This window comes from uncultured Roseovarius sp. (genome assembly GCF_947489715.1).
In the GTDB taxonomy this organism is placed as follows: Bacteria; Pseudomonadota; Alphaproteobacteria; order Rhodobacterales; family Rhodobacteraceae; genus Roseovarius.
The window spans coordinates 566,161-587,115 of sequence record NZ_CANLER010000002.1; the positions used below are offsets into that span (position 1 = coordinate 566,161).

General features: G+C 60.2%; 17 protein-coding genes. 2 read left to right on the plus strand and 15 right to left on the minus strand.

Annotation, left to right across the window (positions count from 1 at the left end; all coding sequences use genetic code 11):
• Positions 1–51: 51 nt before the first annotated feature.
• Complete coding sequence (locus Q1B27_RS08460; RefSeq protein WP_299846408.1) at positions 52–1,554, plus strand: malonyl-CoA synthase; 1,503 nt, start codon at positions 52–54, stop codon at positions 1,552–1,554.
• Here the strand turns inward: Q1B27_RS08460 and Q1B27_RS08465 are convergent.
• From Q1B27_RS08465 to Q1B27_RS08510, 10 genes are all read right to left on the minus strand, one after another.
• Entirely contained in the window at positions 1,524–2,126 is a 603-nt protein-coding gene (locus tag Q1B27_RS08465) for an HD domain-containing protein (RefSeq protein ID WP_299846410.1), read from the minus strand. The two genes, Q1B27_RS08460 and Q1B27_RS08465, sit on opposite strands and share 31 nt — an antisense overlap.
• Positions 2,123–3,265 carry a TauD/TfdA family dioxygenase gene (locus Q1B27_RS08470; protein WP_299846412.1) on the minus strand — a complete coding sequence of 381 codons (1,143 nt, stop codon included), beginning with the start codon at positions 3,263–3,265 and terminating at the stop codon, positions 2,123–2,125. The genes Q1B27_RS08465 and Q1B27_RS08470 overlap by 4 nt, the downstream gene beginning before the upstream one ends.
• 117 nt (positions 3,266–3,382) lie before the next feature.
• The gene (locus Q1B27_RS08475; RefSeq protein WP_367181342.1) at positions 3,383–4,366 is read right to left on the minus strand and encodes a GlxA family transcriptional regulator; all 984 of its coding nucleotides are present in this window, start codon (positions 4,364–4,366) and stop codon (positions 3,383–3,385) included.
• A gap of 17 nt (positions 4,367–4,383) precedes the next feature.
• Positions 4,384–6,834: an FAD-dependent oxidoreductase gene (locus Q1B27_RS08480; RefSeq protein WP_299846414.1), complete on the minus strand. Its 2,451-nt coding sequence runs from the start codon at positions 6,832–6,834 to the stop codon at positions 4,384–4,386.
• Between the two features lies 1 nt (position 6,835).
• The gene (locus Q1B27_RS08485) at positions 6,836–7,657 is read right to left on the minus strand and encodes an isocitrate lyase/phosphoenolpyruvate mutase family protein (protein WP_299846416.1); all 822 of its coding nucleotides are present in this window, start codon (positions 7,655–7,657) and stop codon (positions 6,836–6,838) included.
• Between the two features lies 1 nt (position 7,658).
• On the minus strand, positions 7,659–9,632 hold the full coding sequence (locus Q1B27_RS08490; RefSeq protein WP_299846418.1) for an FAD-dependent oxidoreductase: 1,974 nt from the start codon (positions 9,630–9,632) through the stop codon (positions 7,659–7,661).
• A gap of 3 nt (positions 9,633–9,635) precedes the next feature.
• The gene (gene tdh / locus Q1B27_RS08495; protein ID WP_299846841.1) at positions 9,636–10,658 is read right to left on the minus strand and encodes an L-threonine 3-dehydrogenase; all 1,023 of its coding nucleotides are present in this window, start codon (positions 10,656–10,658) and stop codon (positions 9,636–9,638) included.
• A gap of 8 nt (positions 10,659–10,666) precedes the next feature.
• Positions 10,667–11,626 (minus strand): PLP-dependent cysteine synthase family protein, encoded by a 960-nt coding sequence (locus Q1B27_RS08500; RefSeq protein ID WP_299846419.1) that lies wholly within the window; start codon positions 11,624–11,626, stop codon positions 10,667–10,669.
• The gene (locus tag Q1B27_RS08505; RefSeq protein WP_299846420.1) at positions 11,626–12,822 is read right to left on the minus strand and encodes a glycine C-acetyltransferase; all 1,197 of its coding nucleotides are present in this window, start codon (positions 12,820–12,822) and stop codon (positions 11,626–11,628) included. Before Q1B27_RS08505 ends, Q1B27_RS08500 begins: the two co-directional genes overlap by 1 nt.
• Positions 12,823–12,840: 18 nt before the next feature.
• Positions 12,841–14,358 carry a trimethylamine methyltransferase family protein gene (locus Q1B27_RS08510; protein WP_299846421.1) on the minus strand — a complete coding sequence of 506 codons (1,518 nt, stop codon included), beginning with the start codon at positions 14,356–14,358 and terminating at the stop codon, positions 12,841–12,843.
• A gap of 91 nt (positions 14,359–14,449) precedes the next feature.
• Between Q1B27_RS08510 and Q1B27_RS08515 the strand changes: the two genes are divergently transcribed.
• Positions 14,450–15,346 (plus strand): LysR substrate-binding domain-containing protein, encoded by an 897-nt coding sequence (locus Q1B27_RS08515; protein WP_299846422.1) that lies wholly within the window; start codon positions 14,450–14,452, stop codon positions 15,344–15,346.
• Between the two features lie 18 nt (positions 15,347–15,364).
• On the opposite strand, the gene Q1B27_RS08520 is transcribed toward Q1B27_RS08515, so the two are convergent.
• The 5 genes from Q1B27_RS08520 to Q1B27_RS08540 all read right to left on the minus strand — a co-directional run bounded on the left by Q1B27_RS08520 (position 15,365) and on the right by Q1B27_RS08540 (position 20,934).
• Positions 15,365–17,365, minus strand: a complete 2,001-nt coding sequence (locus tag Q1B27_RS08520) for a hydantoinase/oxoprolinase family protein (RefSeq protein WP_299846423.1) — start codon at positions 17,363–17,365, stop codon at positions 15,365–15,367.
• 51 nt (positions 17,366–17,416) lie between these two features.
• Complete coding sequence (gene queG, locus Q1B27_RS08525) at positions 17,417–18,466, minus strand: tRNA epoxyqueuosine(34) reductase QueG (RefSeq protein WP_299846424.1); 1,050 nt, start codon at positions 18,464–18,466, stop codon at positions 17,417–17,419.
• Between the two features lie 42 nt (positions 18,467–18,508).
• On the minus strand, positions 18,509–19,174 hold the full coding sequence (locus Q1B27_RS08530; RefSeq protein WP_299846425.1) for a glutathione S-transferase family protein: 666 nt from the start codon (positions 19,172–19,174) through the stop codon (positions 18,509–18,511).
• Positions 19,175–19,235: 61 nt separating this feature from the next.
• Positions 19,236–19,958 (minus strand): monofunctional biosynthetic peptidoglycan transglycosylase, encoded by a 723-nt coding sequence (mtgA, locus tag Q1B27_RS08535; RefSeq protein ID WP_299846426.1) that lies wholly within the window; start codon positions 19,956–19,958, stop codon positions 19,236–19,238.
• 67 nt (positions 19,959–20,025) lie between these two features.
• The gene (locus Q1B27_RS08540; RefSeq protein ID WP_299846427.1) at positions 20,026–20,934 is read right to left on the minus strand and encodes a Hint domain-containing protein; all 909 of its coding nucleotides are present in this window, start codon (positions 20,932–20,934) and stop codon (positions 20,026–20,028) included.
• Positions 20,935–20,955: the final 21 nt, after the last annotated feature.

The window sequence follows — 20,955 nt, forward strand, 5'->3', positions numbered from 1 at the left end:
CGCTTCTGTCTCCACCCTTGGCAAATAAGGTCAGACCTCGGGAACCTCGCTATGTATGACCAGAACCACCTGCTTTGTCGCCTCTCTGCCTCGGGCAGATCCTCCAAAATCTTCGCCACACGCCCCGATGGCCCCGACGTCACCTATGAAGGCTTGTTCAGAGGTGCCGAAGCTTTGGCCGCCGCCCTCGTGGGCGCCGGGCTGATGCCAGGTGACCGGGTCGCCGTGCAGGTCAAAAAATCGTTGGAAGCCTTGCAGTTGTACCTTGGTACCATCATGGCCGGTGGTGTCTTTTTGCCTCTGAATACCGCCTATACAGTGTCTGAATTGGCCTATTTCCTGTCCGACGCAACCCCGCGGATCATCGTCTGCGATCCAGCCCGAATGAACGAAATTTCGGCAATTGCGGGCAGTGCAACACTCCTTACTCTTGCCGCCGATGGCACCGGCACGCTGATGCAGGCAAAGGGCGCGCCCGGCTTCTTGGCTGTGCCCCGCGACGCTGATGATCTGGCTGCGATCCTATATACCTCCGGCACGACGGGCCGCTCTAAAGGGGCCATGCTCAGCCACGCCAATCTGGCCTCAAATTCCGAGACCCTGCGCGACACCTGGCACTTCACACCGGATGATGTGTTGATCCATGCGCTACCGATTTTCCACACCCACGGGCTTTTCGTTGCTACGAATGTGGCCCTTCTGGCCGGGGCGTCCGTGCATTTCCTGCCCGGATTTGACGCTGATGCCATCATCAATGCAATGCCTAATGCCACCGCGCTTATGGGCGTTCCAACGTTTTATACCCGCCTTCTGGACCACGACGGTTTGACGCATGAAACTGTCTCGAACATGCGCTTATTCATCTCTGGTTCTGCCCCGCTTCTGGTCGATACCCATGAAAAATGGGAGGCCCGCACAGGCCACCGCATCCTTGAGCGCTATGGCATGACCGAAACCAACATGAACACATCAAACCCCTATAACGGTGAACGGCGCGCCGGAACTGTAGGGTTTCCACTACCCGGTGTCGATCTCAGGATCATGGCGAACGGGAAAGAGGTGCCGAAGGGAGAAATCGGTGTGTTGGAAATACGTGGACCGAATGTGTTTCAAGGCTATTGGCGAATGCCCGAAAAAACCGCCGAGGAACTGCGCCCCGACGGCTGGTTCATCACCGGTGATCAGGGTTTCATTGACGAGCGCGGATACGTCACCATCGTCGGTCGCGCCAAGGACATGGTGATTACAGGCGGTTTCAACGTCTACCCGAAAGAAGTCGAAGCCCTGATCGACGCCATCCCCGGCGTCAAGGAAAGTGCAGTGGTCGGCGTGCCCCATCCGGACTTTGGTGAGGCCGTTATTGCCGTGATCGTACCGGAAAACAAAGCTGTGACCAAAGATGACATTTCCACCGCCCTGCGCACCGATTTGGCGAAGTTCAAGCAGCCAAAACAGTATCTGTTCCTGCCCGAATTACCCCGAAACACGATGGGTAAGGTGCAAAAGAAGGCACTGCGTGACCGTTACGCCGGGCTGTTCACGGACGCGCAATAGGCATCTACCACGCGCTGCACCATCGGGGCGAAATGCGCGAACCCCGGTGTCTCCATATCGGGGTGCTTGCCTGCGTCATCCAGATAACGCACGGCGACGATATCTTCGAGGTTAGGATTAGTCTCGAAATCGGTAACTTCTGCATCACTCATTGGCCCACCCTGAAGGTTAAGTGAATGCACCGACGCGGCGCTGAGCAACGCCAGGTATTCAGGCCGGGTGGCACAAAGATACCGCTTGGCCGCAACATGATAACGCACGCAATCCGTCACCACCGTCGGAAAGAAACGTTCCAACACCTCGGCACCGGCCTCTTCGTGATAGCGATCTTCGGTGTCCGCCATGCTGAAAGTGCCGAATTCGGAGGTGAAATGCCCAATATCATGCAAAAGCGTGGCCACGATGATCTCTTCGCTTTGGCCATTCTGCTCGGCAATGGTGGCACCCTGCAACATATGTTCGGCCATGGTCACCGGCTCGCCCAGATATTCCTCATCACCGCGCCGCTCGAAGATACCCGCCAGAAAATCAACGATATTTGCCTGTGTCAGGCTCTGTTTGGCCTCATTCATTCCGCTGCCATCTCCAGTTTCTGTACCAGCGCCGCATGGGTCGAGCGCAGCCCGTCCATATCCGCATAGCACCCCTGTAACCAGCGCGAGCCTTCACCGGAATAGCCCTTACGCGCATGAAGAACCCGCGTGTTGTTGACGATGAAACACTCGCCCGGGGCCAATTTGAACGTCACTTCCATCGCCGGGTCATCAATGATCTCGCCCAGGTGGCGATAGGCCGCGTAATAGGCTTCCATATCCGCATAGGGCACATCGGTGATCGCTGCCGCAGACCGGTTGTTGAACCGCACGCCGATCAACTCGCCATCCGGCGCCAACTCGATCATCGGACGGCGCGAGCGCAGGCAAACCCCGTCCTCACCGGCATATTCAAACCGCGCACAATACCGGCTGAGCAGCTCAAACCCTTCGGGGTTTTCGTCGCGCAGCCTGAGCGCGCAGGCAAACCCGTCAACCACCATGTTCTCGCCACCTTCTGCCGAGTTTTCTAGACAATAAAGGATCTGCACCGTTGGCACCGGATCACGGTAAGGATTGTCCGTATGGGCCTGCAATCCCAACCCTGTATAGGCAAGGTTTGTCGGGTTCACCTCGGTCCTTACCTCGAAATGCCGGCCGTAATTGGTCTCGCGCACATAACCGAAAAGATCCGCCACCTGAAACAACGCACCTTCTTTCACCGGTCCGCCCGTCAGCTTGCCAAATCCATAGCGGGCAACGCCGCCCAGCCATGCTGCCCGCGCCGCAGGGTCGGACTGTACGCGTGCAAAATCACCAAGAGGGATGTGGTCAATCAAGGCATCGTCCCAAGGCGTAACATCGTCACTATTCCAGCCGATTTGGGTGTTTTCCCTAGTGTCATAAACGTGGCTCATCAACCAGTCGATGTCATAGGAGATTTGGCGGCCTTCCGGTGCAAAATTCAACTGCAACTGTTCGCCATCGACCGAAGCGGCGGCAATTTGCGTGCCTTCAGGAATGTCGCGCAACGCTATCAACCTCTGTCCGTTCCCCGGCGCGCGCGTGGCATCGTCCCAGGCATTGTCACGCAGCCAGATGGCGTGGAAACGATACGTTTCGCCCGCGACGGTCAGTGCAATTGCCCGCCCGTCTTCGATGATCTCAACTGTGGTCATGGCCATCCCCGTTCAGGTATCTGTCGCCTACAAACATGCGCTACCGGGCGGCCCATAACATTGCGAAACGCGACACCCTACTATGCCTGAAAACGACAAATTCGCGTCAATTCGCGCCTAGCGCTCCGAGAACAACAGGCTGGACCCGCGCGTATCCCGACTGGGCGCGACACCAAACGCCTTGCGATAGGTCTTCGAAAAATGCGACGGCGCGCGAAACCCGCATAGAACGCAAATCTCCATCAGCGAAAGCTCGGTCTGCATCAGCAGGTTCCGCGCCTTTTCCAGCCGCAGGCCCAGATAGTATTTCTTGGGCGAGGTGTTCAGATACCGCGCAAACAACCGCTCCAGCTGCCGGGTCGACATCCCCACGTCGCTGGCGACCTGGTTGGGTGGAATCGGGTCTTCGATATTGTCGCGCATGATCTCGATCGCCTGCACCAGCTTGGTGTGGCGCACCCCCATGCGCCCGGCCATCGACACCCGCTGCGAATGGGTTTCCGACCGCGGCGCTGTATAGATCATCTGGTCCGCCACCCATGTCGCCAGTTCCGCGCCATAATCCGAGTTGATCCGGTCCAGCATCAGGTCCATCGAACTGGCGCTGCCGGCACAGGTAAACACCCGGCCATCAACGGTGTAGATCGATTCCTGCATCTCCACGTCTGGAAAGGTTTCCAAGATTGCGCTGGCATATTCCCAATGGGTCGTCACCCGTTTGCCCGCCAGCAGACCCGCCATGGCCAATGTCCAGGTGCCGCTGCTCAGCGCGCCGAAATCCATACCCTTGCGGGTTTCACGCCTGAGCCAGTTCAGCACCTTGCGGCTGCTGCCCACCGCCGCATCGACCCCGGCGCAGACGATAAGCGTGTCGTTGCGATGCAGGTCGATCAACCCGGCATCCACCGCCACGCTCAGCCCGTTCCAGCTGGTGACCGGCGCGCCATCTTCGCTGATCAGCAACCATTCATAATATTGTCGGCTACCCCCGGCAAAGCGGTTGGCCAGCGACAGCGTCTCCTGCGCGCAGGTCATGCCCAGAGGCGAAAACCCCGGGATCAGCAGGAAGACATATCGTTTTGCCCTGTCTTCCACACTCACCTCGGAATCCTCCGCTTTCAGGCCCTCATATTGGCCCCATTCGCATCGTAAAGTGGCGCGCCCTGAATTTCGGCGTCATGCATCTCGCCCAGGATCTCTACCTGCACTTTCGTGCCGCCCTTAGCCAATTCCGACGGAACGTATCCCATAGCGACAGATTTTCCGACGTGATGCGCATATCCGCCCGAGCTAACATAACCCACGGCGCGACCGTCTTGCAAAATCGCCTCATCATTGCTGACGTCGATCCCGTCCACATCAATCACCAGTGTCACCAGCTTGTTCGCGGCCCCCTCAGTACGCTGCTTCTCGGCGGCTGCCTTGCCAACAAAGTCCTTCTTCCAGTTGATGAAGACATCAAGGCCCGATTCAGCTGCGGTAAAGTCGGGGCGGAAATCCAGCGTCCAGACACCCCAGCCTTTTTCCAGTCGCATGCTCATCAGCGCGCGCGCACCGTACCAACGCAAGCCCAGATCGGCCCCCGCCTCCTCGATCGCCTCACTCAGACGCAGCAGGTATTGCGGCTTGCAGTAGATCTCATAGCCCAATTCACCCGAAAAACTGATCCGGTTCAGGATCACCGGCACATCGCCGACATAGCACTGATCCAGATCGCGGAACTTGAACGTTTCGGCACTCACATCCTTGCGGGTGACCCGTTGCAGCAGGTCGCGTGATTTCGGCCCGCTCAACGCGATGCCGTGCCAGTCATCGCTGACATTTTCATAGGTCACGCCCGTCGGCAACTGGCTCTCGAACCAACGGCGATGTGCCTCCTGCATCGCCCCCGATCCGAACAGCATGAAATGCTCTTCGCCCAGGCAGGCGACCGTCAGATCCCCATATAACTTGCCGTTCTCGGTCAGCATCGGTGTCAGGGCCAAACGGCCCGGTTTCGGTACATATCCGGCCAGAATAGTGTCTAAAAATGCCTTTGTGCCGGAACCTTTGAATTCGTGCTTGGCAAAGTTCGCGATCTCGATGGCGCCAACCGCCTCGCGCACCGCCCTGACCTCGCGCGCGACGTAATCAAACGACCGGTTGCGGCGGAAGGTCGGTTCCTCATGGGCATCTTCCGGCCCGTCGGCGAACCATAGCGCGTTTTCCAGGCCAAACCCCTGATCCATCACAGCGCCCCTGGCCACCAACCGGTCATAAAGCGCGGTGGTTTTCTGTTTGCGACCCTTCGGAAGGGTTTCGTTCGGAAAAGTCATCACGAAGCGGCGCTCGTAATTCTCGGTCGACTTGACCGTGCCCCAATCCGGACTGGCCCAATCGCCGAACCGCGCCACATCCATCGCCCAGACATCAATACTGGGTTCGCCATCGATCATCCATTCAGCCATCGTCAGGCCCACGCCACCGCCCTGGCAGAACCCCGCCATCACACCCACGGCGCACCAGTAATTCTTCATCCCCGGTACCGGCCCGATCATCGGGTTGCCATCGGGTCCAAAGGTAAAGGGCCCGTTGATCGCGTCCTTGATCCCGGCATTGGCCAGCGCTGGAACACGCTCAAAGCCCAGTTCAAGCCGGTCGGCAATCCGCTCCAGATCGGGCGGCAACAATTCGTGCCCGAATTCCCAGGGCGTGCCATCCACCTTCCAGGGCGTCCCCTTCGGCTCATAGGTGCCCAGCAGCATCCCCTGCCGCTCCTGCCGGAAATAGATATTGGCCTCATAGTCGATACCACAGGGCAGTCGGTCTTTGCGGGCGGCGATCTCGGGGATCGCCTCGGTAATCAGATAGTGATGCTCCATCGGCTGCACCGGCAGGTTGACACCCTGCATATGCCCCACCTCGCGCGCCCAAAGCCCCCCGCAATTGACGATATGCTCGGCATTGATCACCCCCTTCGGCGTGGTCACATCCCAACTGCCATCGGGGCGCTGTTTCGTCTCTATTACACTGCAATGCGTAAAATATTTGCCGCCATGTACCTTGGCCGCCTTGGCGAACGCGTAGGTGGCGCCGCTCGGGTCCAGATCGCCGTCCTGATCATCCCAAAGCGCCGCAAGATAATGCTTGGGATCGATCAGCGGATGCCGTTCGGCCAGTTCCTTGGGGCTGATGAACTCCTGGTTCAGGCCCATATACCGCGCTTTTGACCGTTCGCGCTTGAGGTAATCATACCAGGTCTGGTTCGAGGCCAGATAAAACCCACCGGTCATATGCAGGCCCACCGAATGCCCGCTGGTTTCCTCGATCTCTTTGTAAAGGTCGATCGTGTAACCCTGAAGCCGACTGATATTGGGGTCACTGCTGATCGTATGGATCTGCCCCGCCGCGTGCCAGCTTGACCCGCTGGTCAATTCGTCCCGTTCCAGCAGCACGACGTCTTTCCAGCCGAATTTGGCCAAATGGAACAGGATCGAGCAACCAACCACGCCGCCCCCGATCACCACCGCCTTGGCGTGGCTCGGCAGCTTTTTCCCGCCAACGTCGCCCTCTTTCTGAACTTCAGGCATCTCAGTCTCCGTTGTTTCTGATCAGTAGTTTGTTGATGTCATCTTCGTCGATTGCCCGGGCAAGACCTGAAAAATCGCCGCCCAGCATGCCAGAGACCACATCAATCGCCGCGCCGTAGGCCACCCGTGCCAGCGCCGCGCCAATCGACAGGCGCGCCGCGCCCATTTTTGCAAAATCACGGCGTGTCAGGGTCGAAAACTGCCCCGATGCTAGTACATTCACGGGCACCGAAACGCTTGTGATGATGCGGCTCATCTCGTCCTTGTTCGGTGGCACAGGCACATAGACACAATCCGCCCCGGCGGCCTCATAGGCCTGAATCCGGCGGATAGCCTCGTCGCAGTCATAACTGTCCATCATCACACCATCGGCGCGGGCCACCAGCACGAAATCCCCTGGCACGGCGCGCGCCGCACTTGCCGCCGCCCGAATACGCTCCACCGACAGATCGAACGCGTAAGGCGTAAATTCCGGCAGCGCGGTATCCTCGATCGAACAACCCGCAAGGCCAACTTCCGCCGCCAGCCTGATCGTCTCGGCCACAACATCCGGCGCCTCTCCAAAGCCGTTTTCGAAATCGCCCGAAGCCGGGATCTTCACGACCGAGACGAGATCCTGCGCATGCGCCAGCGCCTCGTCCCGCGTCAGCGTGCCACCATCGACCCGTCCCTGGGTAAAGGCATGCCCGGCCGAGGTTGTGGCAATCGCCTCGGCCCCCAGGGCCTCCATCATCCGTGCCGATCCCATGTCCCAGGCATTGAACAGCAAAAACGGGTCACCCGGCTTGTGTAATTCTCTGAATGTCGCGCCAATATCAGTCATGTCATATCTCCATTCCGCATTTGCGCCCCTCATAGAAAGCATAAGGGGCCTGTCGCGGCGCCTGCGCGTCCCCGATCACCACAGGGTTCAGATCAGCGATTTCGGCTGAAATAGGGTCGAAAGAACGGTTGGTCGTGGCCATCACAAGGGCAGAGGATGCAACCTCTTTCTCGGCGCCATCCAGCAGATTGTGCAGCGTCGCTCCCTGACCATGCCGACGGCTGATGGCATGTTCTGTCAGCATCCGGACACCCAGTTTCGCCAAACGCGCACGGATCGGAATATCGGCAGAAGTTCGCGCCAACTCCTTTCCAACCATCGGATCGGGAGTGACCAGTACCACCTGCTTGCCCGCTTCGGCCAAATGCCACGCCGTACCCACACCGCGCATGTTGCCGCCCTCGTCATAGACGATCACCGTGTCGCCCAACCGCGCCTCGCGCCGCATCACCTCTTCGGGCGCGTAGACATGGCCATGTTCCATCCCCGGCAGCGGCTCCAAATGCGGCATCCAGCGTTGCGTCGCCTCTGCGTCCGGCAACGATCCCGTTGCCAGCACCACCTTGTCCGCGCCCCGGTCGCGTATGTCATCCGCGTCGAGATAGGAGTTGAGCCGCACAGCAACGCACAGCCGTTCGAACTGTCGTTCATACCAATCCAGCAGGTCTAGAATTTGCGCACGGCGGGGCTGTTCACCAGCCAGCCGGAACTGCCCGCCGATCTTTGGCGACGCCTCATGCAGTTCCACCTTGTGGCCGCGCTCCGCCGCCGCCCGCGCAGCCTCTAATCCAGCCGGGCCGGCACCCACAACAAGCACGTTTTCAGGCGTATCAGTCTCCGAAAAACAATCTCCACCCCACTCATGCTCTCGCCCTACGGACGGATTGACTAGGCAGGAAATCCAGTAATCCCGCGACCGCCGTCCCCAGCACATCTGGTTGCACGAGATGCAGCCTCGAATATCCTCGGGCCGCCCTTCCATCACTTTCCGCGCCAGATGCGGATCAGCGATCTGCCCGCGAACGATCGACACCAGATCGGCCTCGCCGCTGCTCAGAACGGTCTCGGCATTCTCAGGCGTGCGGATGCCACTTTCGGCCTGAACCCTGGCATGGGTCACCGCCTGTTTCAACGCGGCGGTCGCCGAGACGGTCAACTTTTCACCCACCGCAAAGCTTGGCATCAGCTTTTCGAAATCCAGATAGCCGCCCGATCCGCAGGTCACGTAATCCAGATGGCCCGTCGCATCGTGCAGCGCCACGATCTCGCACAGCGCGTCGGTCCCGTGCAGCACCGGGTAGGTATCGGAAATGCTCACTGACAGCCCGATGATGAAATCCTCGCCACAGGCGCGTCGGATACCTTCAAGGATGCGCATCGATATCCGAGTACGGTTGTCCAGCGATCCGCCCCACCGATCCTCGCGCCGGTTGCTCCACGGTGTCCAGAATTGTTCCAGCAGCGAATGATAAGCCGCCCAGATCTCGACCCCGTCGAACCCGGTCTTCTGGCAACGCACCGCCGCGGCCACGAACGCCGCAATCAGCTCTTCGATCTCGGCGTCATTCATCGCGTGACTGCCATCGCTGTCGTGATAGCTGGGTAGGCCGGACGGGCTCCAGTGCGGCTGATAGCTCAGGTCAGAATCGCCATGCGCACCCACATGGTAGAGCTGTTGCAAAAGCACCGCACCGGCATCCTGAACAGGCTCTGTTATCGCCCGAAACGCCGGAATGACTACATCGTCTTCGGCCAGGAAATTGCCGCGGGTCAAAACCCCGGTTCGGTGCACAGGCACCGGCTCGGCCACTATCATCCCCGCGCCGCCAATCGCGCGCTCCAGCAGATAGGCGCCGTATTGCTTCCCGGGCAGACCCTCCACCGACATATTCGCCGTGTGCGCCCCGAAGGTAATCCGGTTGCGCAGCACCTTGTGGCGAAGGGTCAGCTCAGTGGTCAGACGCGGGAAAGCCATGGTCTACCAATCCATCACGACCTTGCCGGAATCGCCCGAGATCATGGCCGCAAACCCGGCCTCAAAATCGTCGATCCCGATGCGATGCGTGATCAGGCCCGACACATCCAGCCCCGACTGCACCAGCGCGATCATCTTGTACCAGGTCTCGAACATCTCGCGGCCATAGATGCCCTTGATATGCAGCATCTTGAAAATCACCGTGTTCCAATCGACCGGAAACGCCGTCGGCGCGATCCCCAACAGCGCAACCTTGCCACCATTGTTCATGCGCGCGATCATCTGCTGCATCGCGGGTGCCGCGCCCGACATCTCAAGCCCGACGTCAAAGCCTTCGGTCATGCCGATATCGGCCATCACGGTGCGCAGCTCTTCGTTGCCGACATCGACGACATATTGCACGCCCATCTGCCGCGCCAGATCCAGCCGGTAAGGGTTGATATCGGTGATCACCACCTTGCGGGCACCGACCTTCTGCGCCACCAGCGCCCCCATGATCCCGATCGGCCCCGCGCCGGTCACCAGCACATCCTCACCGACCAGATCGAAACTCAGCGCCGTGTGCACCGCATTGCCGAACGGGTCAAAAATCGCAGCGATTTCATCGGGGATATCCTCGGGGATCGGCACAACATTGTTTTCGGGGATACAGACATATTCGGCGAAAGAGCCAGGACGGTTCACCCCCACGCCCTTGGTATTGCGGCACAGATGCCCTCGCCCGGCACGGCAATTTCGACAGGTGCCGCACACCACATGCCCTTCGCCGCTGACCCGCTGGCCAATCTTGTATTTCACCGCCGCCGCACCGGTATCGACAATCTCGCCGACAAATTCGTGGCCCACAACCATCGGCACCGGCACCGTCTTGGCGCTGAATTCATCCCATTTCCAGATATGCACATCCGTGCCGCAAATCGCCGATTTCTTCACCTTAATCAGCACGTCGCTTGGCCCCGGTTCCGGCACCGGCACATATTCCATCCACAATCCCGGCTCGGGCTTTGCTTTTACCAAAGCTTTCATTTCGTTCTTCATGCCGCATCCTCCCAAAGATCGGTCGACAGATATTTCAAACCGCTGTCACAGACGACCATGGCGATGGTACCGCCTCGCTCCGGCCCCTTCAGCAACTTGATGGCGGCCGCCAGATTGGCACCGGCGGAATATCCGCAAAAGATGCCTTCGCGCCGCGCCAGCAGCCTGGCATGATCGCGGGCTTCATCGCCCGAAACAGTCTCTAATCCGGCTAAGTTAATGCCGTTCAGATGATCCAGATCACCCATCAGATAACCGCCGCCCTGAATTGGATGATCGGGCCTGGATCTATCGCCACGTGCCAGTGCTTCGGCACCTTCCGGTTCGACCCCGTAACAGCGCACTCCCTTGGGCCCAAAGAACCGCGCGCACCCGGCCAGGGTTCCGCCCGAGCCGACGAAATCGCAGAAACTCGTCACCGTGCCACCAGATTGTTCCCAGATCTCGGGCGCGGTTCCTGTCTCGTGGGCTTTCGGGTTTGCGGCCACAGTGAACTGATCGGCCCGAAACGCTCCGCGTTCTGACGTGATCCGCTTTGCGGTTTCTTCCACCAGCGCCAGATCCGCGCCTGACACCTGACCCGGAAGTCCACCTTCCGCCTGTGGCACCAGCACAACTTCGGCCCCAAGCGCGCGCATCATCCGCGCCCTTTCGGCAGAATTTCCTGCGCTCATCACAGCAACGAAGGCATGGCCCAGGACACCGCAGACAATCGCCAACCCCGTGCCCATGTTGCCCGAGGTCAACTCGACCACTGATTGACCCTCGGTCAGAGCACCGCTGGCGCGAGCGTCTTCAATCACCTGACGCGCGGCCCGATCTTTCTTGGAAAACCCCGGCAACAAGTAATCCAACTTGGCCAGAATACGCCCATCAAAACCGATTTCGTCTCTGATACGGCTCAATTCGACCAAAGGCGTATCGCCAATCGCGCCGATGATTGAGGTATGGATCATCACGAAATCACCCCCAAATCTCGGCCAACAGCCTCGAACGCGCCAATCGCGCGATCCAGCATCTCGCGGGTCAATCCGGCGCTCATCTGTGTGCGGATGCGGTCCTGTTGCTTGGGCACAACCGGAAAGCTGAAGGCAGTCACATAGACGCCGCGTTCCCCCAATCTGGCCGCCATTTCCTGCGCCAGTTTCGGATCGCGCAGCATGACAGGGATGATCGCATGCTCCCCGGGCAGCAATTCGAATCCCAATGCCCCCATCCTTTCGCGGAAATAGGCAGCGTTTTCCCACAGGCGATCGCGCAACTCGCCGCCATCCTCCAGCAAATCAAAGACTTTCAGCGATGCCGCCGCGATCACCGGCGCCAACGTGTTGGAAAAAAGATAGGGCCGCGATCGTTGCCGCAACCAATCCACAACCGGCGCGCTGGCGGCCGTATACCCGCCCGAGGCTCCGCCAAGCGCCTTGCCCAGTGTCCCCGTCATGAAATCAACCCGGTCGCTCACGCCGAACTTTTCCGCTGTGCCGCGCCCAGTCGGACCGACAAACCCGGTCGAATGGCAATCATCCACCATCACCATCGCGTCATAGCGATCGGCCAGATCACAGATTTCATCCAGGCGCGCGTAATATCCATCCATCGAAAACACGCCATCAGTGGCGATCATCCGGTGTCGTGCGCCGCTGGCCTCCTTCAGGCAGCGCTCAAGATCGGCCATGTCGCTATTGGCATAACGGAACCGCTGCGCCTTGCACAGCCGCACCCCGTCGATGATGCTGGCATGGTTCAGCGCGTCGGAAATGATCGCGTCTTCCGGACCCAGAAGCGTCTCGAACAAACCGGCATTCGCGTCAAACGCGGCAGCATAAAGGATGCTGTCTTCTTTCCCCAGGAACCCGGCAATCCGCGCTTCAAGCTCTTTATGTTCCTCTTGCGTGCCGCAGATGAACCGGACCGAGGCCATACCGAACCCGTAGCGATCCAGACCCGCATGCGCCGCGGCGATGATTTCGGGGTTATCGGCCAGACCAAGGTAGTTATTGGCACACAGGTTGATCACCTCGCGCCCATCGGCCAGTGACACCTCGCCCGCCTGCATGCTGGTGATCACCCGTTCGGTTTTATAAAGCCCCTCATCGCGCAGCCCGTCCAGCCGCCCGGCAATATCGTCATTAAATCTATCTGATGCTCTCATGGTCGTGGTCCTCCTGACTCAGTACCATGCCTCAGGTATCTCGGATTTACGACGGGCAACATAGTCCCTGAGCGCTTCGTCGGTGCCCGCGTCGATTTTCGGCGGTTCATAGCGTTCCAGCATGCCGGTCCACCGCTCATACGCTCGCTGGCGCATATCCTTTTCGCCGTCCTCCTCCCAGCTTTCGACATTTTCGCTGTCGCTCAGGGCCGGTTCGTAAAACGCGGTCGTGTAATTGCGCATGGTATGGCCGCAGCCCAGGAAATGCCCGGCGGGCTCAACTTCAGCGTAAGCGTCTCGCGCCAGCGCCTCGTCACTCGTATCCATACCGCCCAGCAGCTTCTGGTACCCGCCCAGCCGATCGGCATCCATCACCAGTTTCTCGAACCCGGTGCATAATCCGCCCTCCATCCAGCCGGCGGCGTGCAACACGAAATTCGCCCCCGCCAACATTGTTGAATGCATCGAATCGGCCGATTCATAAGCCGCCTGAGCGTCCTCGATCTTGCTGGCCGTCAGCGACCCGCCACAGCGCAATGGCAGACCCACGCGCCGCGCCATCTGTCCGATGGCATAGTTGCTCATCACCGGTTCGGGCATGCCGAATGTCGGCGCGCCCGATTTCAAACTCATCGAGCTCAGGAAATTGCCCAACACAAAGGGCGCACCGGGGCGCACCAGCTGCGCAAAGGCACAGCACATCATTGCCTCGGCCATCGCCTGCGTGACTGACGCCGTCGTGCTGACCGGTCCCATCGCGCCGCTGAGGATGAAGGGAACCACCACGATGCCCTGATTTCGGCCACAATAGACTCTGATTGCCTCTGTCACCACCTTATCCACCAACAGCGGAGAGTTGGTGTTGACGTTGCCCATGATGACGCAGTTCTCGTCCAAGAACTCCCGCCCGTGCAGGATCTCGGCCATGTCCACGCTGTCCTGCGCCCGGCTCATCTCGGTGATCGCACCCAAATGCGGTTTGTCGGATCGGGTCATGTGGGTATAGACCATATCCAGATGCCGGTGGCTGACCGGCACGTCACAGGGTTCGCAGATCACCAGCCCGGTGTGATGCAGGTTGGGATGCATATAAGCCAGCTTCACCAGCTTCTCGAAACTCTCCATGTCGCCATACCGCCGCCCGCCCTGCAGGTCACGCACGAAAGGCGCGCCATAGATCGGCGCGAAAACCTGATTGTTGCCACCGATCACGACCGAGCGTTCCCGGTTCCGCGCCACCTGCGCGAATTCGCGCGGGGCCTTGGCACAAAGCGCACGAATCCAATCCGCATCGGCCCGCACCCGCGTGCCAGTTATATCTGCGCCTGCTTCCTGCCAGATCCGATGCGCCTCGGGATCGTCGCGAAATTCGATCCCGATCTCCTGGATCAACCAGTTAACCTGTGCCTCCAGCCGGACGATTGTTTCGTCATCCAGCGGGTCGAAATGCGGCAAACGCCTTAAAACATGGGGGGATGCCGGCGATGGCACATCTTCTGCACCGGTCCCCCGTTTATGTCGCGCGCGTCTGGCCATCTGGCACACTCCCCTATTGTCAAAACAATCTATCTGATCTCATAACCTTCGTGATCCTTGTAAATTTTGTGGCTTTGGATAACTTCAGCTTATGCAAGAGCTCTGGAAACTCGTCTCCTCCCCCCGCCACCTGCTGGTGTTCGAAGCCGCCGCCCGCACCGGTTCTTTCACCCGTGCCGCGCGGGAACTGAACGTCCAGCAACCGGCTGTTTCGGCCGCGATCAAGCAGCTGGAAACCTCGCTGGGTCTCACGCTCTTTACCCGCGCGCACCGCTCGGTCACGCTGACCCAATCGGGTGAGCGTCTCTTTACCGATGTCGCCGGTGCCTTCGACCGCATCCTGCAAAGCGCCCGGTTGCTGACCGCCCGCAGCGCCCAGGATCACGTAACCCTTTCGGCCTCGACCGCTTTTGCCCATTACTGGATGGTGCCCCGGCTGGCGCAGTTTCACGCCGCCCATCCCGGCATCGACCTGCGTCTGCAAACGTCCGAGCGGGAACCCGATATCGGCGCCGAAGGCATCAGCCTGGCGATCCGGCGCGGCAGCGGGCACTGGCAGGGCTGCCAAAGCCACCTGCTTGCGCCAGAGGTGATCTGCCCCATCGCCGCGCCGCGCGTCATGGCCGCCGCCGTCAATCTGGCAACCGTCGCAAACCTCAGAAATGAGACTCTGATTCACCTGGAAGAGCCCATTCGCGAACGCCCCGGCTGGGCTGATTTCTTCACCCATTGGAATGTTCCTTATGCCGAGCCGCGCACCGGCCTGCGGCTCAACGACTACGCGCTGGTGCTGCAAGCGGCAATCGCGGGCGAAGGCTTTGCCTTCGGTTGGCAACATGTGACCGAAGGGCTGATCGCACAGGGCCTGCTTGCCGCCCGTCCTGAATGGGTTTGGACCACCGGCGCAGGCTTCTACCTTGTCTGGTCCGACATCATGCCGCTGTCACCACAAGCCGAAAAGGTGCGCGACTGGCTGATCGGCCTGTAGGCCGGGATTAGTCCCGGCTTACGCCGCAATCCGGGGCCTGCCTGACGCTTCAACCATGATTTCCGCTTCCAGAAATACCTCGCGCGCTTCAGCCTTGGCCGATCTAATATCGCGCGTGGCCGTCATGTGGATATCCTCGGCACCTGCCTGTTCGGCCTCCTGCCGCGCCTCATATTCCAACTTTTCTTGCAAAGCTGACATCGCGGTCTGCGCATCGGCAAAATCCTCAGGACCCGTCTCCAAATGCACTCGGAACTTGCCTTCGGCGGGTGAGGTCACCGTCCCCATCCGACGGATCGTCACGCGCCCTACGACCGCCCCGATGGCATTAGCCACGCCCGCATGTTCCGGCAGGATCATCTGACACCCAAGCCGGTCGCCGACCGCCGGATAATAACTCTGCGCCGATGCTCCAAGGCCGATCACCGGCACGTTTATTCCCGCCTCGATCCGGACCAGACCGCGGTGGTGATCCAGCCCCTTTTGCATCAGCACATGCCGCGCCAGTTGCGAAGGCGGAAGGCCAAAATCCACCTCTTCCTCGGCAAAAGCAGTCTCTAACAAAGCCAAAGACGTTTGATGCGTCAGTTGGTCGACGATCATCTGCGCCATTCCCGCCACGTCCGGCATCAGCATATTGCCCGACCCGGTGCGCTTGCGTCCCAACAGCTCCAGCGCCTTTGCCGCTGCCGCGCCGTCCCAGGCGTCTAACCGCCCCAGAACGTGGCTCGCATCTGATGGCGTCACGCCCGAGACTTGCACAAGCCCACGGGTTACCAACCGTTTCAGCGCCTGCGCCTCCATCCGTGTCTTCAAGACCGCCCCGACCGGTTGCACTCCTTCACCGAACCGTTCCAGCAATGACGCGTCACGATCTGCCAACCCTCCGGCGTCGACCCCTGGCACCGCGCGCACGAAGCGCGTGTCGTATTCACCGGGGGTCTGGCTTCGAAGCTGCGACTCCAATGCATCATGCACAACGCCGGGCGCTTCCATTGCCATAAGGCTGACCGGCACAACCCGGCGCGGCCCCAAGGTGACACCGCCCACCAACCCTTCGTCGATCACATGCACCTCGCTGTCGCCGCCAAGGCCCGTCGTGCGCATCGCCACCGCTTCAACCATGGTGCGCCATGGGCCAACCTGCGCACCAGCCGGGTCAATCGCAGGCCGCCCGCCGCGCAGCACCGCCACATCTGTGGTCGTGCCACCAATATCCGACACTAGGGCGTGATCCGCCCCGGTCATCCAGCGCGCGCCCACGATCGACGCCGCAGGTCCGCTCAGGATCGTCTCAATGGGCCGCTCCCGTGCCTGCGCCGCCGAGATCAGCGCGCCATCCCCCCGCACCACCATCAGCGGGGCGTCGATGCCCAGCTCGGTCAGCTTGCCCTCGGCCTTTTCGATCAGCCGCGCGATCATCCCGATCAGCCGGGCGTTCAGCAATGCTGTCAATGCCCGCTTCGGCCCGTTCAGCTTGGCCGACAGGTGGTGCGAGCATGACACCGGTCGTCCAGTTGCGGCACGGATCATTTCGGAAACTTCCAGTTCATGCGCCGGATTTCGGGTGGCAAATTGCGACGCAACGGCATAGGCGGAAATGCCCAAATCAGTCTCTAACCAGGCTGAAAGCGTATCTTTGCCCAGCGCCACCGTCTGACCGCCTGCATGGTTATGACCCCCGGCGATCACCAGCGCCGGATCACCGCCCAGCGCTTCGCGCAATCCGTGCGCCTCAAGATCGCGTTCGCGAAACCCGATATAGACCAGCCCGACGCGCCCGCCCTGGCCCTCGACCAGCGCATTGGTCGCCAAGGTCGTTGAAAGTGACGCCATTCCGATCTCGCTCACATCCGCGCCGCTGGACTGCAACACTGCTGCAATCGCTTCGCCAATCCCCACCGCCAGATCATGCCGCGTGGTCAGAGCCTTGGCGCTGGCGATCACATCCCGTTCGTCACGGATAAGCACCGCATCGGTATATGTCCCGCCGGTATCGACCCCCAAAAGCAACGCCATGCGCCTTATCCTTTTCCTATTCCGATCATGGGGTTTAGCGGGTTTTTCCGATCACGCCAGCCCGTTTGCGGCAGATTTCAGTCGCTGCGTCGCCCAGCGGGCCGCATCCGCCACCGTGGCATCCGCATCGTCGCACAGCCCCTGCGCCACCGGCAACAGCGCCGCGTCATCCGAATTTCCAATCGCATAAAGCACATTGCGGACGAACCGGTTCCGCCCAATCCGCTTGATCGGGCTGCCTGAGAAAAACGCCCGGAACGCCGTATCGTCGAGAATTGCCAGCTCTGCCAGCTTCGGCGCCATCAGATCATCGCGCGCATGGTATTTCACCTCGCGTGCGGCAACTGCAAACTTGTTCCAGGGACAAGCCGCCAGGCAATCATCGCAGCCATAAATCCGGTTGCCCATCAACCCCCGCAGATCTTCCTCTACCGGTCCGTGATGTTCGATTGTCAGATACGAGATGCAGCGCCGCGCGTCCAACTGGTAAGGCGCGGGAAACGCGTTAGTCGGGCAGACTTCCAGACAGGACCGGCAATTGCCACAATGATCGTTTTCTGCTGGATCAGTCTCGATTTTTAAGGTCGTGAAGACCGAGCCGATAAAGAACCAGCTGCCCAGGTCGCGGCTGACCAGATTGGTGTGTTTGCCCTGCCAGCCCAACCCTGCCGCCTGCCCCAGCGGCTTTTCCGGCACAGGCGCCGTATCGACAAACACCTTCACCTCACCACCCGCCTGATCAATCAGCCAGCGCGCCAACCGCTTCAGCCGTTTCTTGACTGTATCATGGTAATCGCGGTTGCGGGCATAGACCGAAATCGTACCCACATCAGCCTCTGACAGCGTCACCGTCGGATCGGCCTCGGGCGTGTAACTCTCGCCCAGCATGATGACCGAACGCGCATCCGGCCAAAGCACCTGCGGCGCACCACGCCAATGCGTGCGTTCTGCCAGCCATCCCATCTGCCCGTGATAGCCTTTGTCCAGAAACGCCGCCAACCGGTCAGGCATCTGGGGCACATCCCAGGGCCGGCACACCCGCGCCAGGTCAAATCCTTCGGCCTGCGCCTGCGCTACCAGCTTTTGCTTCAACTCATCCATGATCGAACTGTGCCCAAAAGGCAGGGCGCACGCCAGCGCGGATCAGAAATCCAGATCGGCATAATGCGCAGGTGGCGGAAAGCCCGAAACCTGATCCGCCAAAATCCCCCGGAACGCCGGGCGCGATTTTATCTTGGCGTACCAGTCCTTTACCGCGTCGCTACGGTTCCAATCCACATCGCTGATATAATCCAGACAGCTCAGATGCGCGGCGGCGGCGAAATCCGCCAGCGTCATCGTGTCACCGGCCAACCAGCGGCGATGATCCAGAATCCACGTCATGTAATCCAGATGATATTTGATCGCCTTGGCACCCTGCTTGATATTGCCGCTATCGGGATAGCCCTGGCCCATCACCTTTTTGTTGACCCGCTCATAGAGCAGTTTCGACGTCACCTCGTGATGAAACTTGTCATCGAACCATGCCACCAGCCGACGCACCTCGTAGCGCGCATCGGCGCCGCGCGGCATCAAGGCAGGCTCGGGGTATTTCTCTTCGAGGTATTCGCAGATCGGCGTGCTTTCGGCCATGGTCTTGCCGTCGATCCGCAGGATCGGCACCTTGCCCGCCGGGTTCCGGCGCAGGAAATCCGGGTCCGCCTCCCAATACCGTTCCTCGGCCAGCTCGCATTCGATCTTCTTCTCGGCAAGGCACAGGCGCACCTTGCGGCAAAAGGGAGAAAGCGGGACGTGGAAAAGCTTGGCCATATATCAATCTAACCTTTGGGTGGGGCTGGCTGCCCCTCAATGCCCGGAACCGGCATGTTTTTCAATCCTCGAAACAGTTTGCACGACCGTCGCGGCGAATGGTAGCCGCCCCATCCAGGATGCGCGCCGACCGCTTGCGCAAACTGCTGCTGGGTTTGCTCGCCGACCGTCCCTTGGGGTCGGGCAGCACCGCCGCCAGCCGCGCCGCCTGCACATCGCTCAGCGCATCCGGGCTGACGCCAAAATAGTGATGCGAGGCCGCCTCGATGCCAAACACCCCTTCGTCGAACTCGGCCACGTTCAGATAGACCTCGACAATCCGCCGCTTGGGCCAGATCAGCTCGACCAGCGGCGTGATCACCGCCTCCAGCGCCTTGCGCGGCCAGCTGCGCCCGTGCCACAGGTAGACATTCTTGACCACCTGCTGGCTAAGCGTCGATGCCCCGCGCCCCGAACCTTCTTCGATCGCGGTGCGGATGGCCGACATATCGAACCCCCAATGGGCACAGAAATTCGCGTCCTCCGCCGCCACTAGCGATCGCGCCATGACCGGTGCGACATCATCCAGCGAAACCCAGATATGGTCGATCTTGCCCAGGCGCCGTGCCTCTTGATTCATGTAGAACGTGTCAGGCGGATCGACCTCTCGCTGAACAGCCACCACGCCGATGATGACCGCCACACAGATCAGTCCAAACCGCACAAGCCAGCGCCGCACCCAGGCCAGTGGCCTGAACCGGGGCGTCGATTTTGCCGATTTTTTTGTGGTCTTGCGCTTTGCCATACTGGCCCAGCTATAGCGCGGGCCTGCGCAACGCAAAAGCGGATTTACACGCCGGAAAAGAACCGCGTCAGTTCAGCAACGCCGCCTCGAATTGCCGGGCCACCGGACGCGCCGTCACCCATATGTCCGACGCCTTCTCGGCCAAATCGGGGAATAACCGGTCAATCTCGGCACGGGTATCCTGATCTGCCTGATTGGCCGCATAGCCGGGGAAATAACTTTCCGAAGGAATGCCCGCGGCCCAGACGATCTGATGCTGATCAAAGAGCAGGTGAAAATATTCAACATCCTCCCCCGGGCAGATCCTGATCGTATCGTCGTTGCACATGTGCTTGGCCGCGACCAGCACCTGTTCGACACCGAAAAACAGCTCGGCACGCCAATCGCCAATCAGTATCCGGTGCTGCTGCGACACCAGAAGGTCGGCATTGTTGCCCAGCGCGCCCTTGGCGATGTGCACCGGTGCATTGCGACCAGTGGCCGGGAAAGTCTTGCAGCTGACCAGCAACAGGGGTTGCGGCCCATTATCCAGTGTCAGAACCAGATCGCCGGGCTTCAGATCTTCGATCAACCGGTCGCCATCGGGCGTCGCAATCAGCGTGCCACGGGTGAAACAGGGCGGACCGAAACTTCCGACCGGTATCTGTGTACTTGAATTCACGAAGGTCGAGCTGATGAAAGTTGCGTCTTCCAACACCGTGCCGTCGGTCGGGGTGAACACCGCAGGCCCGCCCGAGACATAGAAGGTCACGCCGGTGATGGTGACGTTGACGCCCCCCATGGTCACGGTAATCGTGTCGCCCACCCAGACGCGGGTGATCGTCAGCCCGTTGAACGTGTCGCCATTGCTGGTGTCGATGATTCCATCATCATTCTGGTCGATGAAATCGAAATTCTGCTTGGTCAGCGCCGTGCCGCCCGCAGGCGGATTGCCCGGGTCCATTACGAAAAACTGGTCGTTATAGGTCGTTGGCATTCGGCAGCCCCGCACAAAGTT

Coding starts and splice junctions, on each gene's coding strand:
- mtgA (WP_299846426.1), bottom strand. CDS start 19,958: ATGGCAAAGCGCAAGACCACAAAAAAATCGGCAAAATCGACGCCCCGG.
- Q1B27_RS08515 (WP_299846422.1), top strand. CDS start 14,450: ATGCAAGAGCTCTGGAAACTCGTCTCCTCCCCCCGCCACCTGCTGGTG.
- Q1B27_RS08520 (WP_299846423.1), bottom strand. CDS start 17,365: ATGGCGTTGCTTTTGGGGGTCGATACCGGCGGGACATATACCGATGCG.
- Q1B27_RS08540 (WP_299846427.1), bottom strand. CDS start 20,934: ATGCCAACGACCTATAACGACCAGTTTTTCGTAATGGACCCGGGCAAT.
- Q1B27_RS08480 (WP_299846414.1), bottom strand. CDS start 6,834: ATGCCTGAAGTTCAGAAAGAGGGCGACGTTGGCGGGAAAAAGCTGCCG.
- Q1B27_RS08505 (WP_299846420.1), bottom strand. CDS start 12,822: ATGAGAGCATCAGATAGATTTAATGACGATATTGCCGGGCGGCTGGAC.
- Q1B27_RS08465 (WP_299846410.1), bottom strand. CDS start 2,126: ATGAATGAGGCCAAACAGAGCCTGACACAGGCAAATATCGTTGATTTT.
- Q1B27_RS08470 (WP_299846412.1), bottom strand. CDS start 3,265: ATGACCACAGTTGAGATCATCGAAGACGGGCGGGCAATTGCACTGACC.
- Q1B27_RS08490 (WP_299846418.1), bottom strand. CDS start 9,632: ATGGCTTTCCCGCGTCTGACCACTGAGCTGACCCTTCGCCACAAGGTG.
- tdh (WP_299846841.1), bottom strand. CDS start 10,658: ATGAAAGCTTTGGTAAAAGCAAAGCCCGAGCCGGGATTGTGGATGGAA.
- Q1B27_RS08510 (WP_299846421.1), bottom strand. CDS start 14,358: ATGGCCAGACGCGCGCGACATAAACGGGGGACCGGTGCAGAAGATGTG.
- Q1B27_RS08530 (WP_299846425.1), bottom strand. CDS start 19,174: ATGGCCAAGCTTTTCCACGTCCCGCTTTCTCCCTTTTGCCGCAAGGTG.
- Q1B27_RS08485 (WP_299846416.1), bottom strand. CDS start 7,657: ATGACTGATATTGGCGCGACATTCAGAGAATTACACAAGCCGGGTGAC.
- queG (WP_299846424.1), bottom strand. CDS start 18,466: ATGGATGAGTTGAAGCAAAAGCTGGTAGCGCAGGCGCAGGCCGAAGGA.
- Q1B27_RS08500 (WP_299846419.1), bottom strand. CDS start 11,626: ATGATCCATACCTCAATCATCGGCGCGATTGGCGATACGCCTTTGGTC.
- Q1B27_RS08460 (WP_299846408.1), top strand. CDS start 52: ATGTATGACCAGAACCACCTGCTTTGTCGCCTCTCTGCCTCGGGCAGA.